The 14,441-nt window shown below is 55.7% G+C and carries 13 protein-coding genes; 6 read left to right on the top strand and 7 right to left on the bottom strand.

Annotated elements, in window-relative coordinates; translation table 11 throughout:
* Window positions 1-810, bottom strand: an 810-nt coding sequence (locus TH5_RS24290; RefSeq protein WP_114124026.1) for a sigma 54-interacting transcriptional regulator, incomplete at its 3' end; no start/stop codon positions are given.
* Window positions 811-1,034: 224 nt separating this feature from the next.
* Here TH5_RS24290 and TH5_RS24285 point away from each other — a divergent pair.
* The 4 genes from TH5_RS24285 (at window position 1,035) to TH5_RS24270 (ending at window position 7,755) form a co-directional block, all read left to right on the top strand.
* The gene (locus TH5_RS24285; protein WP_114124029.1) at window positions 1,035-2,252 is read left to right on the top strand and encodes a methionine gamma-lyase; all 1,218 of its coding nucleotides are present in this window, start codon (window positions 1,035-1,037) and stop codon (window positions 2,250-2,252) included.
* Between the two features lie 650 nt (window positions 2,253-2,902).
* Complete coding sequence (locus tag TH5_RS24280) at window positions 2,903-5,287, top strand: transketolase (RefSeq protein ID WP_114124025.1); 2,385 nt, start codon at window positions 2,903-2,905, stop codon at window positions 5,285-5,287.
* Between the two features lie 165 nt (window positions 5,288-5,452).
* The gene (locus tag TH5_RS24275) at window positions 5,453-6,382 is read left to right on the top strand and encodes a calcium/sodium antiporter (protein ID WP_114124024.1); all 930 of its coding nucleotides are present in this window, start codon (window positions 5,453-5,455) and stop codon (window positions 6,380-6,382) included.
* Between the two features lie 227 nt (window positions 6,383-6,609).
* Window positions 6,610-7,755 (top strand): HPP family protein, encoded by a 1,146-nt coding sequence (locus TH5_RS24270; protein ID WP_114124023.1) that lies wholly within the window; start codon window positions 6,610-6,612, stop codon window positions 7,753-7,755.
* 19 nt (window positions 7,756-7,774) lie between these two features.
* On the opposite strand, the gene TH5_RS26025 is transcribed toward TH5_RS24270, so the two are convergent.
* Entirely contained in the window at window positions 7,775-7,837 is a 63-nt protein-coding gene (locus TH5_RS26025; protein ID WP_244205028.1) for a hypothetical protein, read from the bottom strand.
* Here TH5_RS26025 and TH5_RS25730 point away from each other — a divergent pair.
* Window positions 7,836-7,973 (top strand): hypothetical protein, encoded by a 138-nt coding sequence (locus TH5_RS25730; RefSeq protein ID WP_167443659.1) that lies wholly within the window; start codon window positions 7,836-7,838, stop codon window positions 7,971-7,973. The genes TH5_RS26025 and TH5_RS25730 overlap by 2 nt on opposite strands.
* Window positions 7,974-7,979: 6 nt before the next feature.
* Here the strand turns inward: TH5_RS25730 and TH5_RS24260 are convergent, their stop codons facing one another.
* From TH5_RS24260 to TH5_RS24240, 5 genes are all read right to left on the bottom strand, one after another.
* Window positions 7,980-8,888, bottom strand: a complete 909-nt coding sequence (locus TH5_RS24260; RefSeq protein ID WP_114124022.1) for a nucleotidyl transferase AbiEii/AbiGii toxin family protein — start codon at window positions 8,886-8,888, stop codon at window positions 7,980-7,982.
* Window positions 8,878-9,762: a type IV toxin-antitoxin system AbiEi family antitoxin domain-containing protein gene (locus TH5_RS24255; RefSeq protein ID WP_114124021.1), complete on the bottom strand. Its 885-nt coding sequence runs from the start codon at window positions 9,760-9,762 to the stop codon at window positions 8,878-8,880. The genes TH5_RS24260 and TH5_RS24255 overlap by 11 nt, the downstream gene beginning before the upstream one ends.
* Window positions 9,763-9,944: 182 nt before the next feature.
* Window positions 9,945-10,643 (bottom strand): MarC family protein, encoded by a 699-nt coding sequence (locus tag TH5_RS24250; RefSeq protein ID WP_244205027.1) that lies wholly within the window; start codon window positions 10,641-10,643, stop codon window positions 9,945-9,947.
* A 162-nt stretch (window positions 10,644-10,805) separates the two neighbouring features.
* Entirely contained in the window at window positions 10,806-11,138 is a 333-nt protein-coding gene (locus TH5_RS24245) for an HNH endonuclease signature motif containing protein (RefSeq protein WP_244205026.1), read from the bottom strand.
* Between the two features lie 31 nt (window positions 11,139-11,169).
* Window positions 11,170-12,075 carry a M48 family metalloprotease gene (locus TH5_RS24240; protein WP_062960657.1) on the bottom strand — a complete coding sequence of 302 codons (906 nt, stop codon included), beginning with the start codon at window positions 12,073-12,075 and terminating at the stop codon, window positions 11,170-11,172.
* Between the two features lie 445 nt (window positions 12,076-12,520).
* Here TH5_RS24240 and TH5_RS24235 point away from each other — a divergent pair.
* A partial coding sequence (locus TH5_RS24235) for a type I secretion system permease/ATPase (protein WP_114124020.1) occupies window positions 12,521-14,441 on the top strand: 1,921 nt, incomplete at its 3' end.

Below are 14,441 nucleotides of genomic sequence, written 5' to 3'. Positions count from 1 at the left end.
GCCTTCGGGCATGGCGGCGCAGTTGAGCGCCAGAAATGGCTGATCGGCCCGGTTGCTGGCCCGGTGGCAGGCGCGGGCGAAAAGCTCCTTCCCCGTGCCGGTTTCGCCGAGGATCAGAAGCGGGGCATCGACCGATGCCAGTCTTTTTGCCTGTGCCTTGACCCGTGTCAGAACCTTGCTTTGGCCGATGATGTCGTCAAATCCGGTGTGGCTGCGATCCTGAAGGGCGGTCATGACGCGGCCAAGGCGTGCGGCCCGATGAAACACCATGACCCCGCCCCATGGTTCATCATCGGCAGCATCGGTGCCGTCATCGACATGGCCGATGGGTTCGACCTGTAGCAGATAGGTCTGCCCGCCCAGTGTGACCTCGCGTTCCGGCAGGCGGAAATGGCTTTGGCGCAGATCATCAATATCCGGGTCGGTCAGGAAATCGGCCAAGGGCCGGTCACGCAGCGGGGCATCGGGGGAGCCTGCGATATTTTGCGCGGCGGGGTTGGCCTGTGCGATCAGGCCGTTGGCATCCACCGCGATCACCGGATCACCAAGGGCGGCAAGGGTTGCGTGCAATTGGGCGCGCCTGCGTTCGGTCGGCAGGCGATCAATCGGTTTGACGTCCTCGATGCCGGGTAACTGCATCAAACGATGGGCCAGAAGCGGAAAACGTTCCGGCCGGATTGCCGGGATATCGGCAAAGATATGATGGGTTGTGACCTCAAAGGCGCGGATATCGAGTTTGAAATCCGCCAGCACATTGACGACGTCCCGCGTGATGCCGACCCTGTTTTCCCCGGTGATTTCAAAACGCATGGATGTACCGAAATGTTTACACTGTAACGAAAACTATACAGTCGTAAGGGACTGTTTTCCAGTGGTTTTGGCGAAATGCCGCGGTTGGGAAAGGTTTTCGTAAACTTAAGTTTACACTCGGGCGATGCAGGTTTTTACCAAGTATCTGAAATGACAGGGTTTTCAATTCTGGCACGGGCCTTGCGGTTATGGAGGCAGAATACTTCAAACAACGGGAGCCTTTCATGTCTGATCCGCGTCGCACCAAATCCGGTTTTGCCACCCGCGCCATCCATCATGGTTATGATCCGCAAAGCCATAATGGCGCGCTGAACCCGCCGGTTTACATGAGCTCCACCTTCGCATTCGAAACCGCCGAGCAGGGCGGGCGGATGTTTGCCGGTGAAGAACAGGGCTTTATCTATTCGCGGATCGGCAACCCGACGCTGGCCCTTCTTGAAAGCCGTCTGGCGGTGCTTGAGGGCGGTGAAGCGGCCCTTGCAACCGCATCGGGCATGGGGGCGATTACGTCGGTCTTCTGGACCTTCATTGCGCCGGGCGACGAGATCATTGTCGATCGCACCCTTTATGGCTGCACGTTTGCCTATTTCCGTCACGGGCTTGAGAAATTCGGGGTCAAACATACCCATGTCGATCTGACCGATCCGAAGGAGCTTGAAAAGGCGATTTCGGACAAAACCAAAATCGTTTATTTCGAAACCCCGGCCAACCCCAATATGCGTCTGGTCGATATCGAAGCCATTTCCGACATCGCCCATAAACATGGTGCGAAGGTCGTGGTGGATAACACCTATTGCACGCCGTATCTGCAGCGCCCGATTGAACTGGGGGCTGATATTGTCGTGCATTCGGCGACCAAATATCTGGGCGGTCATGGGGATCTGACGGCGGGGGCGGTGATTGGCCGTGCGGAAGATCTTGAACAGGTTCGCCTTGTCGGCCTGAAAGACATGACCGGTGCGGTCCTGTCGCCGCAGGATGCCAATCTGGTGATGCGGGGGCTCAAGACGCTTGAACTTCGCATGGAACGCCATTGCGACAATGCCGAAAAAATCGCGGCCTTCCTTGAAAACCACCCGAAGGTCGAAAAGGTTTTCTATCCCGGTCTTGAAAGCTTTGCGCAATATGAACTGGCGAAAAAGCAGATGGCCCGCTTTGGCGGCATGATCGCGTTTGAACTTAAAGGCGGGATCGAAGAGGGCCGCAAGCTGATGAATGGTCTTAACATGATCACGCGCGCGGTCAGCCTTGGCGATGCCGAAACCCTGATCCAGCACCCGGCATCCATGACCCATTCGACCTATACGCCCGAAGAACGCGCGGAGTATCAGATCACCGATGGCCTGATCCGTCTGTCCGCCGGTCTTGAAAGCATCGACGATATTCTTGCCGATCTTGAACAGGCGCTGGACGGGGATCAGATGGCGATTGCCGCTGAATAATCCGGCATTTTCAGGCATTTCCCGAATAAGGGAGGCGGACTGCAAATCCCCCAAACGATTTGCGGTCCGCATAAGGTTGCGCATGGTGTGGGTGCCGTTCCACGCCATGCGGCAACCGCCTTGGCAGGGTTAGAGCCTTTTCCGTTTAGATTGAAGCGATTTTGCTCGTGTTTGGCGAACGGTTTTGCAAGGCACAGCGCGCAAGGGCGATGCGGGGCATCATTCAAGCGGTGTAACGTAGCGAAACGTCGCCAAACCCGAACCCTTCGGGCCGGGACATTCTTCTGCCCCGCAGCGTCAAGGATCTTGACCGTAGCCCCGCTACGCTCTGCGATCCTTTCCTTGCAGGACAGAAGAATGCTTCCGGCAAAACGGTTCAATCTAAACGGAAAAGGCTCTAAGGCATCCCGAATCGGGATTGAAGACAGCCAGAAATCAATTCCGGGCCTGTGTGCCACATTCGACGAATTTCAGAAAACTTGCGTGGGCTGAACGAGGGTTTTTTGAAAGTTTCGTCAATCCTGCGATTTTTGTTGCTTTCGCTTGATTGGCGCTTCGTAGCAGCAAAAATACGCAAATCCATACCGAAATAAGGCGTGCGGCAATACCGGTGCAACCGGGCCGAAACGCCAGCGAGAGGCGAGATAAAGATGTCAGCACAAAACAGCACACCTGAAATTGGCGAAATGATCGAAGCAACCTCGACCGGGCGCGTGGCGGCCAAGGATCTTGAGATGCTGGGCCAGATTGAGAAAAAGGTGCGCTGGCTATCAAGCTGGACCATTCATAATGCCAACCATATCCGCCCGAAGCGCGATGGCATCAAGGTCGGCGGCCATCAGGCAAGCTGTGCATCGATGACCACATTGATGACAGCACTTTATTTCAACGTCCTGCGCCCGCAGGACCGGGTGGCGGTCAAGCCGCATGCCTCGCCGGTTTTCCATGCGATCAATTACCTGTTTGGTCGCCAGACCAGGGAAAAGCTTGAAAACTTCCGCGCATTTGGCGGGGCGCAATCCTATCCGTCGCGGACCAAGGATGGCGATGTTGTCGATTTTTCGACCGGATCGGTCGGGCTTGGGGCGGCGGTCACGAACTTTGCCGCACTGACGCAGGATTACCTGCGTTACAAGGATATGCTGCCGCGTGGCGAGCAGCCCGGTCGCATGGTTGCGCTTGTTGGCGATGCGGAGCTTGATGAAGGCAATATCTATGAGGCGCTTCTTGATACCTGGAAGCATGATATTCGCAATGTCTGGTGGGTGATCGATTACAACCGTCAAAGCCTTGACGGCATGATCGATGCGCATCTGTTCCGCGTGATCGGCCGGTTTTTCCGGGCGGTCGGCTGGAACGTGATCACCATCAAATATGGCCGCAAGCTGCATGATGCTTTTGCCAAGCCGGGTGGCAGGTCATTGAAAAAATGGCTGAACGAGGCACCGAATGATGTCTATTCCGCCCTGACTTTCCAGGGGGGTGCGGCATGGCGCAAACAGATCCTTGGCGATATGCCGGGCGACAATGCGCTGGCAAGTCTGCTTGGCGATTATGATGACGATGCCCTGCATGACCTGATGACCAATCTGGGCGGGCATTGCATGGAAGCGGTTTTGAATGCGTTTGATTCCGTTCCCAATGACAAGCCGACGATCTTTATCGCCTATACGGTCAAGGGTTATGCCACCCCGCTTCAGGGGCATAAGGACAACCATGCGGGCCTTATGAATGTGGCCCAGATGGATGCGTTCAAAAAACAGAACAATATCCAGGACGGGCAGGAATGGGATTATGCCGCCGGTCTTGACGTGGCCGAGGACAAGGTGCGTGCCTATATCGATGCAGCACCGTTTAATGACGGCAAATCGCGCAAGAAGCTCGCGACCGTGATCGACATTCCCGAGATGCCTTATGCGCGGGTTGATACATCGAGCACGCAGGAAGTGTTTGGCAAAATCCTGAACGAGCTTGCGAAAATGAAGGATAGCGATCTGGCGGACCGGATCGTCACCACATCGCCCGATGTCACGGTGTCCACTAACCTTGGCGGGTTTGTGAACCAGCGCGGGCTGTTTGCGCGCGAAAATCTTGCCGATGAATTCCGCGAACGCAAGGTGCCCTCGGCCCAGAAATGGATCAGATCGCCCGAAGGCCAGCATGTCGAACTTGGCATTGCCGAAAACAACCTGTTTTTGAACCTTGCCGCCCTTGGCCTGTCGCACAGCCTGTTTGGGCAGCGGCTGTTTCCGATCGGGACGCTTTATGATCCGTTCATTGCACGTGGCCTCGATGCGCTGAATTATGCCTGTTATCAGGATGCGCGTTTCATGGTTGTCGCCACGCCAAGCGGTATTACGCTGGCGCCCGAAGGGGGTGCGCATCAGTCGATTTCAACCCCGATGATCGGCATGGGGCAGCCCGGCCTGACCAGTTTCGAGCCAAGCTTTGGCGACGAACTTGCGACCATCATGGGCTGGTCATTTGATCATCTGCAAAATCCCGACGGCGGATCGGTTTATCTGCGCCTGTCGACCAAGCCGTTAGCACAGCCGGAACGTGATCTTTCCGAGGCCACCAGATCCGAAATCGTCTCGGGTGGTTACTGGCTGCGTGAACCGGGCGAAAATTGCAAAATGGCGATTGCCTATTGCGGGGCAATGGCCCCCGAAGCCATTGCCGCATGGGAAAAACTTGAAGCCGATCATCCGGGGATTGGCCTTCTGGCGGTGACCTCGACCGACCGGCTTTATAACGAATGGCAGGATCTGGAACGGGCGCGGCTTGAAGGAAAGGCCGATGGTCGCATGGCCCATATCGAAAACCTTCTGAAACCGTTGGCATCCGATGCGCGCCTTGTTACCGTGATCGACGGTCATCCGGCGGCATTGGCGTGGCTTGGTTCGGTCCGCGGTCACGCGGTCGCCCCGCTTGGCGTCAATGCGTTTGGCCAGTGCGGTGACAGCATTGATCTTTATAAATATTATCAGATCGACACCGATGCGATCATCCGCGCGACCAAACGCTGGGATTGATATCCATCTGGAAATCTGCGTTAACGGCCGGGAAATTCCCGGCCGTTTTGCTTTGCGGGCGGAAATGTAATCGGGGTCACTTGCGCTGGCCCCAGGGCGCACACACATCTGCGCGCTGTATGCTGTGACAATATTGATCATTGGCGCATTTTGGGGGCTTTGTTTATGGAATATCTGATGTTGCTGGCGGGCCTTGCCGGTCTGTTTTTCGGGGGCGAGGCGCTGGTGCGTGGCAGTGTCGGGATCGCGCAACGTCTGGCGATGCCGCCGCTTCTGATCGGTTTGACCGTGGTTGGCTTTGGCACATCGACCCCGGAATTGCTGGTTTCGGTTGATGCCGCGTTGCGCGGGGTTTCCGATATTGCACTTGGCAATGTTGTTGGATCGAACATCGCCAATATTCTGCTGATCGTTGGTGTGTCGGCCCTTGTCTGGCCGATCCGGGTTTCTGGCGATACGTTGAAACGTGATACGGCGGTGATGATGGCAGCCGCGATTATCCTTGTGCCGATCTTTGCCTTCGGGATGATGGGGCGCGTTGCCGGGGGGATCCTGTTTGCATCGCTTGTTGCTTACCTCGTGTTTGCCTATCGCCAGTCGCGCAATGCGCCCAATGCGCCACTTGCCGATGGGGGTGATCTGCCGGTTCCGGCGCGTGGCTTGTGGCTGTCGCTGATCTGGGTGATTGGCGGGCTGGTGGCGTTGATGTTCGGCGCGCGTTTCATGGTCGATGGGGCGGTGACGATTGCCCGGACCTTTGGCGTGTCAGAAGCCTTTATCGGGCTTACAGTTGTGGCGGTGGGGACGTCCCTGCCGGAACTGGCGACCTCGTTAATCGCGGCCTTGCGCAAGCAGTCGGAAATTGCCATCGGCAATATCGTCGGATCGAACATTTTCAACATTCTGGGTATTCTTGGCCTGACGGCCATCATTGCCCCGATCCCGGTTGCCAGCCGTTTCCTGACCTTCGATCTGCCGATCATGATCGCGGCGTCGCTGGTTCTGACTTTGCTGTTGCGCCGTCAAACTGTCGGGCGGGGGATCGGCATTGTGATGCTTGTCGCCTATGCTGGATATGTTCTGACCGCGCAGTAATATTTCCATCTGGTGAGGGTGCGATCCCGCCTTTTGCAGGGTGTTGCGATCAAGGGCCTTGCTGGTAAAAGTTCAAAAGGAGGGCCAGGTGCCCTCCTTTTTGTTTGGCGTTTATCGGCTGCCGATATTGACGGGGATGCGAATTACAAATACTAGAAAAAATCGCATTTATAAAAAATTGAACAATAATGAAATGTTCAATAATGGGCCGGAAATGAACCAATCCTATGAAAATTCGCAATCTTCGCGCGCTTTATCCGGCGATACCGGCCAGCACGCATAAGGAAGCCATCCGTGCCGGGTTCGGGGCGCTGATCGGGCTGGGGATTGCCGGTTTTGTTCTGTCGTTCCTTGATCTGCAGGATGCGGGGCTTTATCTGATTGCGCCGTTCGGGGCGTCATCGGTGCTTTTGTTTGCCGTGCCAAACAGCCCACTGGCGCAGCCGTGGTCGGCGATTGTCGGCAACTCTGTCGCCGCCCTTGCCGGGGTTGCCGTTTGCTATGTGATCCCTGATCCGGTTTTGCGGGTGGCGGTGGCTGTCGGGCTTGCCATTACGGTCATGATCCTGGCGCGTGCGGTCCATCCGCCGGGCGGGGCGGTTGCGATGGTTGTTGCGATGAACCCGGATATCGCAAACGAGCTTGGCTTTCGGTTCGCCCTGACACCGGTTGCTGCAATCACGGCCATTCTTGTTTTGACGGCGGTGCTGTATGCCCGGGCAACCGGGCGGAAATATCCGCTGCGGCACTTTGATGACAAAGGCCCCTATCAGACAACGGACCGTTCCCCGATTGAACGGCTTGGTCTGGACGAGGGGGAGCTGAATACGATTTTGCAGCAATATCGCCAGTCACTGAACCTTGGTGTCGAAGACCTCGCGCGCCTGATCGGGGCGGCTGAATTTCAGGTCGCCGCCCATCGCGCCGGGCCGATCACGGCCGGTCAGATCATGTCGCGCGATCTGGTGACGGTGAATGCCCAGACCCCGCTTAGCGAGGTCGCCGACCTGTTCCGTCGCCACGGGTTTACGTCATTGCCGGTTATTCAGGATGACGGACGTTTTATCGGCGTGATTTTCCAGATCCATCTGATCCGGCGTGCAACCGAAGACGCCCTTCGTCTGGATCGCGGGTTGTTGGCGGCGATGGCGCGCCTGATTGATCGCCGTCGCAATGTCCCGATCCGGGCCATCGAAATCATGTCGGTGACAGAGCCGCGGGCAACGGCCAACACCCCGATTGCCGCCTTGCTGCCCCTGATGGCGGATGGGGCATGTGATGCTGTCCCGGTCCTTGAAGATCACCGGATCATCGGCATTGTCACCCGAACGGACCTTATTGCTGCTTTGGCTCATGCCGGTCTGAAAGGCTAGCTAACGTCGAAGGTGTCGATCAGAAAAACGCCTGCTTGATGCCGTCGATGATGAACTGGACCGCAAGGGCGGCCAGGATCATGCCGAGCAGGCGGGAGATCACGGTCGCCCCGCGTGGCGTCAATGCGTTTGGTCAGTGTGGCGACAGCATCGCGCTATATGACCATTACCAGATCGAAGCCTACGCCATTCTGCGTGCAGCAAAGCGTTGGGATTGACTTGTTTCAATTATCCCAAGGTAGTGATTTGTACAGAGAATGCATCTTTTTGAAGCATTCCTCGAATGGTGGAAGTTCTGCTAACTCCAATGCCAGCGTATGCCACTGGGATTTAGCCCGAGATTGTATCTCAGGGTCGTCCATTGTGTCTGGCATAGGAGTAATGCCGCGGGTCTCACATTTTTGCAGCAGTGTTTGATGTATTTCTTGTAAGTCGAGGTCACTAAGCTGGTTCGTTTCTATAAGATAAGAGATGTCATAGACATCCTGCCTGCGAGAGCGGTTTCGAATTGGTTGCTGGATTAAAGCGCGAAGTTTCTCTGCTATCAGTTCGTGTATTGTGAATGCTCTAATCGCAGCCATGCCTTCTGTCAGGTTGAGTTCCTGAAAGGCATAAACTTGATCCCGAAAGCTGATCTCAAGTTCCAAGGTGTTGGTTGATCTGTTTTCGGCGAGCTTTGCTTCGTCTTTCGATCCTCGAGTGGCATACCCAATCTTGATGAGGAGCGCTGGAAACTGATGTTCTTCGAAATTCAATGGCTTGGGGAGCTTTTTAACCGATTGAACTTTACAGATCAGGCTTGGATAATTCAGTTTAATTGCTGCTTTGGGGAGGTGGTTGTTAAGTTCACCGACTAATATCGCTTCTAGCTCTTTGGGTTCGGGTATCGCGGAAAAATCCACATCCCCAGTGACGCGGTCACTTTTAAAGGCAAGTGCCATTACAGCTCCGCCCTTCAGTACCAGTTGCTGGTTTAGTGTGCTTGATAACCCGATCGCGGTTAGTGCAATTTCAGTAACTTGTCGTTTCTGATACAGTGACGGGTCTTGTCTAGAGCTTTCGACCCATCCTCGGATGTCTACATCAACTCTCTGGTATCCCGTTGATTGTGGTGCCTCTGCTTCAGTCGACATTGATTGAAATCATCCATGTTTCGGAATAATTTGCGCTGTAATCATTTTCCGGGTCGAGTTTCTGCGAGCCGCCCCTTTGGGCATTTGTTTTCCATAGGGTAATTCTGGGGTCTGTGATTTCCAAGACCTCAGTGAAGATATAGCCAGCGCGAACCTTAATTATTTTGCTTTTGTGCTTATTGATGGCTTCAATGATTTCGTCTGCCCAAATGGTGGCTTCTTTGGCCCAAACATCCAGCACGTGCCTCATGCCGCCGCATAGTGCCGGTTGAAGCAGCATATCGGCGAAGGTCTGTCCAATTGTCGTGATGCGTGTTTCTTCACCAGCCAGTTTAGCCGGTTTCCAAGGTGAACTGGTTGTGTGTGTGCTTACTTTTCTTCTTCGTACAAACTCGTTGTAGTGAGGGCGAAACATCAGCTTTGGTTCAAAGGTGGCAAGTGATGGCAGGTCTTTCTTGATGCGTTCTTCTTGCATTGAATTCCAAAGCTTGCGTTTTGGGGTGGTTATTTGAAGAGCCTCCGGGCTTCTGTTTGTGAGGCCGTATTTGTGCATTGCGGATAAGTGGGAGACATATGAAAATGGATCAGAAATGCAGATAATTTCTTCTGCGCTGCCTGCTCTGGTTGACTGGGTTACGCGCCATACAAATGAGCGAAAGTTTGAATCTGGCACAAGTGCTTGACGTTCTTCCATTCGCTTGATTGCATTTCGAGCGCGTGGGTAGTCCCAGTTGTGAGGCAAGCGTTTTAAAAAATGTTCTCCCCATTTCTTGGTAAAAAAGATCCGTTCGCCAAGAACGAAGAAGTCATAGAAAGTTATAATAGGTAAGTCACGGGCTAGTAGTGCTTCTTCTAGTGCATCAGTGAAGTTCATCTGCTCACCACATGTATATGTCCTAAGGACATATACATGTGGTGAGCGGTAAAGTCAAGCTTTGTTAACTGATTGCCTTGATGGGATTGACATACCACGTCCTCATCTATATGTCCTAAGGACATATAGATGAGGACGTGGACTACTGAGCTGGTTCTCATTTTCTGGGCAAGTTTTTGTAGTCAGAAAAACGCCTGCTTGATGCCATCGATGATGAACTGGACCGCAAGGGCGGCCAGGATCATGCCGAGCAGGCGGGAGATAACCGTGGCGACCGTCGGGCTCAGGCGTTTGGCGACCAGATTGGCCAGCAGGAACATGGTCAGCGCGCAGAGCATGACAAGGCCGACAACCGCGACGACGCTGACCTGCATCACCACGCTGTTTTCATATTTGCCCATTAGCAGCATCACGGTCGCGATGGAACCGGGGCCGGCAAGGAACGGGATCGACATCGGGAAGATCGAAATGTCGTCGGGCTCGTCTTCTGCCTGTGCCGGTTTGGCATCGGTGATCTGCTGATCAAGTTCGTGTTCGTCTTCAAGTTCCTGATGAACCTGTTCGGCGCGCTGGTTGCGTTTCTGGCTGCGGCGTTCAAACAGCATTTCAAGCGCGATCAGGAACAGAAGTGTTCCGCCGGCAATCCGGAAGGCCGGCATATGTATGCCAAAAATGCCAAGCACGCTTTCGCCGATAACGGCAAAGGCGGCAAGGATCAGGAAGCTTGCGATGCAGGCCCGGATCGCCATGCGGCGGCGATGTCTGGTATCGGTCCCCTGTGTGAGGACGATGAAGACCGGCACCAGCCCGATCGGGTCGATGATCACAAATAACGTGACAAAGGCCGGGATCAGTTCGCTCAGCATGTCGAGGCTTGGCATCTGGTTTCCTTTGTCCGTTCTTGGGGGTGATTGGTCTTCATAGTGCCAATTGCAGCGGTGTTTGTCGCCGCAAAACTGGGGCCGTATATCGGCCCGGCCGCGCAAGGTAAACCTTTATGTCGGCTGCAAAATGCAATCGGCCTGTTACGTGTTTTCGTGATTTTAACGGTTGCGGCTGCGATTGCGCCCGTATCGTCCGGCATTTTCCGGCCAGTCGATATAATCAACGGGCTTTTTACGTATCCATCGGATGAATGTCTGCATGTCGGGATGGGGGATGATTTTTTCGGGTGTATTGAGATCGCGTGCCAGCGTCGTTTCATCAAACAGCCGATGGATCATGCGATGACAGACGCGGTGCAGCCATTCGGTATCCGTGCCGCCCTTTGATTTTGGTGTCCAGTGATGCCGGTCGACACTGTCGCCTGCGACCATCATCCGCCCGCAAATCGGGCAGGGACCAAGTTCCTGATCGGGTTTGGGTGATACCGGCATGAAAGAAGCACGTCGTTGTTGTCAGGTTGGGCTAGTTTGCGCCGGGCGGACGCCGGTTTTCAAAGAATTTCTGCCATGTGCCCGGTTTGAGGTCGCGCAATGCCCGGATGCGGGCACCGACCGAGGGATGGGTATCAAGCAGGGATGGCGGTTGCGTGCTGCGATAGGCGATCAGGCGCAGGCGGCGTCGATTGATCTGATCGATATGCAAAAGCGCATCGATCATGTCTTCGGGGCCGTTCAGAAGGTCGCTTGCGCCGTGATCGGCAATGAATTCACGATCCCGGATTACTGCGCGCTGCAACAGGAAGCTGATCGTGGGGACAGCCCCGAAAATGATGATCATCCATGCTGGCGGGTTCAGATCGCCAAAGATGAAAACCATCAACCCGAATAGGGCCACCGTCCAGGTCGCGCGATACAGCACATCGGTCATCAGAAGGATGCGGGTATCGCCATGCCATGCGTGGGCGATCTCGTGCGCCAGAAGGGCGCGCATCTGGCGCGGGGAAAGGTCATGCAGGGCGTCGCTTGATATCGCGATGGTGGTGTCCTCGGCCGTGCCGGTGGTGATCGCATTGACCCCCTTGCCCGGCAGAAGGAAAAGTTTGGGCAGGTAATCCAGCCCGGCACGCCTTGCCAGCATGGCCGCCATTTCGTGAATGGCGGGGAATGATCCGCTATCGAGTGGCCGGGCACGCAGAAGCTTCATCAGGATTTCGGGCGAAACCATGGGGGCAAGCATCAGCATCAGCGCAACCGCAATTGCAGCCGAAATCGCCATCGACAATCCGCCCAGCATCCATGCGCAGGCTGCAAGAACACCCGCCATGCAGGCCATCAACGGAAAGGTGTGCGAAGCGCCCCCCGGACTGATGGCAAGAAAGCGTTGCAGGAAGCCGGGGAGATCTGACTGGTTGTTTTCGTCGTTTTCCATGCGGTTTACCGATTCTTTTTCCCTGTTTGAAAAGTTGTTCCTTTGCGCCGGAACAGCAAGGGCAGAGAATTTCCCGGCAGGTGGTGTCAAGGTTATGTCAAAAGCCGTGGTATGGATTTGAGATCGCGCAATTCAAACCGGAAAATGGATGATTTCCAGTATGTTGCCCGTGAATTGCGGCCATCGGTTCGATGGCAGGGCGTTGCGGGCGGGTCCGGATTCGCAGCCAATGATCGCATCGGGTGACGTGCGAAAGGCGGCATTATTGCCCGCAAATCGTTGAACTTCCTTAATTTGTTAACACATCCTTATATGTTGCCCTAGAATAGTGCTTATGCAATCGGATAGGTGGCTCGTAACAGGTTTGTCGCGGGGCGTTTGGCGCGTGCACCATATTTGATATGATACAAGACTTGCTGCGAACGGGGTTTCGGGAAGGAACGCAATGACCCTGCTGGACAAAATCCAGTCGGTCCGCAAGGCGGGCGCGACACGGGAAGGGGATCGGACCCCGCTGGAACGGGTGTTCTGGCGGTCGATTGCCCTTGTCGGCGGATTCAGCATGGTCATCAACATGCTGAACATGGTCATCCCGATCTATTCGATGCAGGTATTTGACCGTGTCCTTTCCAGCCGCAGTGTCGATACGTTGCTGTTGCTTACCCTTGGTATCGGTCTTGTCCTGGTGTTCATCGCGGCGATGGAACAGTTGCGTTCCCGCCTTTTGATCCGGGTTGGCACCGCACTTGATCTTCGGCTTGGCGGCGATCTGTTTGCCCATGTCGTGCAGCAGGCCGCACGCGGCAACAATATGCGTCAGCGACCGTTGCGCGATCTTTATGGTCTGCGCGGGTTTCTGACCGGATCGGGGCCCTTTACCCTGATCGATTTCATGTGGGCGCCGGTCTATATCGGTGTGGTTTTCATCTTTGATACCCGTCTTGGACTTGTCGCCTGTGCCGGGGCCGCGATCCTGATCCTGATTGCGATTGCCAACGAGGCGGCGGCAAAGATTTCCGTCGACCGGTCCGAAGAAAGCCAGAACCGGGGCATCGCGCAGGAAGAAACCTATATCCGCAATGCCGAGGCGATGGAAGCCATGGGCATGACCCCGTCCGCGCGCCAGCGCTGGCAGGCGGACCAGTCCGATGCACTGTATTGGGAAGGTCAGGCCAGCCGCCGGGTGGGAACCTCGACCACGCTTTCGCATTTCATCCGTCTGGCGATGCAGGTCTGCTTTATCGGGGTTGGCGCCTATCTGGTGCTGACTGAGAGCATCACGATCGGGATCATGGTGGCCTCCATGATCATGGGGATGCGCGGGCTGGCGCCATTTGATGGGGCGGTTTCGGCATGGCGGAGCTGGAATTCGGCACGCAATTCGTTCGAACGGCTTAACAAGATCCTTTTGGATAAACGCCAGACGAATACGGCCCCGCTGCCACGCGGGCGCGGTATGTCGGTGACTGTTGACCGGCTGGTTTTTGCACCACCGGGCAGCCGAAACGTCCTGTTCAAGGGATTTTCCTTCAAGACCGGACCGGGGCAGGTGATTTCCATCGCCGGGTTCAACGGGGTGGGTAAAACCGCGCTTTTGAAGCTGATCATGGGCATCTGGGTGCCCGGATCGGGATCGGTCAAACTTGACGAGATCGAAGCATCGCGCATTGATCGCGGTGAACTTGGCCCGCAGGTTGGTTATCTGTCGCAGAACCCGTTCCTGTTTCCCGGGACGATTGCCGAAAATATCGCGCGTCTTGGCAATGCCGAAATGCGCGACATCATTCAGGCGGCCGAGCTTGCGGGTGCGCACAAATTCATCCTTGATCTTCCCGATGGCTATGAAACCCGGGTTGAACGGGGCGGGCGCAACCTTTCGGGCGGGCAGCGCCAGTTGATTGCCCTTGCCGCTGCCCTGTTCGGGCGCCCGCGCCTGTTGTTGCTTGATGAGCCGACAACCGCGCTTGATGACAATGGTGTTGGTCATATCAGTGCGCTGATTGACATCGTGCGCCGGGCCGGGATCACGACCTTTATCGTCAGTCATGAACGCGAAATTCTTTTGCGGGCCGATGCGATCCTTGCCCTTGCCAACGGGCAGATTCAGGTCGTGCCGGTGCGGGCCAAGGCCGATCAGATGATCGCGCCACCACCTGCACCCGTGGCATCGCCTGCTGCCGAACCGGCGCGTGACGGACAAATGCGGATCACCCCCAAACGGATTGCCGTGCCCAATCCGGATGCACCGCGCCCGATCATTGAAAAGAATTCGTCGCAGAATCAAACGCCTGAACAGCCGCCCCTGCCCGCGGGCATCATGCCAACGCCGACCCGCGCACAGGCCAGCCGTGCCGCACAGGCCAAGG

The organism is Thalassospira xianhensis MCCC 1A02616 (assembly GCF_003326475.1).
In the GTDB taxonomy this organism is placed as follows: Bacteria; Pseudomonadota; Alphaproteobacteria; order Rhodospirillales; family Thalassospiraceae; genus Thalassospira; species Thalassospira xianhensis.
This window is presented reverse-complemented; position numbering and strand designations above follow the sequence as displayed.

Coding starts and splice junctions, on each gene's coding strand:
- TH5_RS25730 (WP_167443659.1), top strand. CDS start 7,836: ATGCCGAGCAGGCGGGAGATCACGGTCGCCCCGCGTGGCGTCAATGCG.
- TH5_RS24270 (WP_114124023.1), top strand. CDS start 6,610: ATGAAAATTCGCAATCTTCGCGCGCTTTATCCGGCGATACCGGCCAGC.
- TH5_RS24240 (WP_062960657.1), bottom strand. CDS start 12,075: ATGGAAAACGACGAAAACAACCAGTCAGATCTCCCCGGCTTCCTGCAA.
- TH5_RS24255 (WP_114124021.1), bottom strand. CDS start 9,762: ATGAACTTCACTGATGCACTAGAAGAAGCACTACTAGCCCGTGACTTA.
- TH5_RS24285 (WP_114124029.1), top strand. CDS start 1,035: ATGTCTGATCCGCGTCGCACCAAATCCGGTTTTGCCACCCGCGCCATC.
- TH5_RS24275 (WP_114124024.1), top strand. CDS start 5,453: ATGGAATATCTGATGTTGCTGGCGGGCCTTGCCGGTCTGTTTTTCGGG.
- TH5_RS24260 (WP_114124022.1), bottom strand. CDS start 8,888: ATGTCGACTGAAGCAGAGGCACCACAATCAACGGGATACCAGAGAGTT.
- TH5_RS24280 (WP_114124025.1), top strand. CDS start 2,903: ATGTCAGCACAAAACAGCACACCTGAAATTGGCGAAATGATCGAAGCA.
- TH5_RS24250 (WP_244205027.1), bottom strand. CDS start 10,643: ATGCCAAGCCTCGACATGCTGAGCGAACTGATCCCGGCCTTTGTCACG.
- TH5_RS24245 (WP_244205026.1), bottom strand. CDS start 11,138: ATGCCGGTATCACCCAAACCCGATCAGGAACTTGGTCCCTGCCCGATT.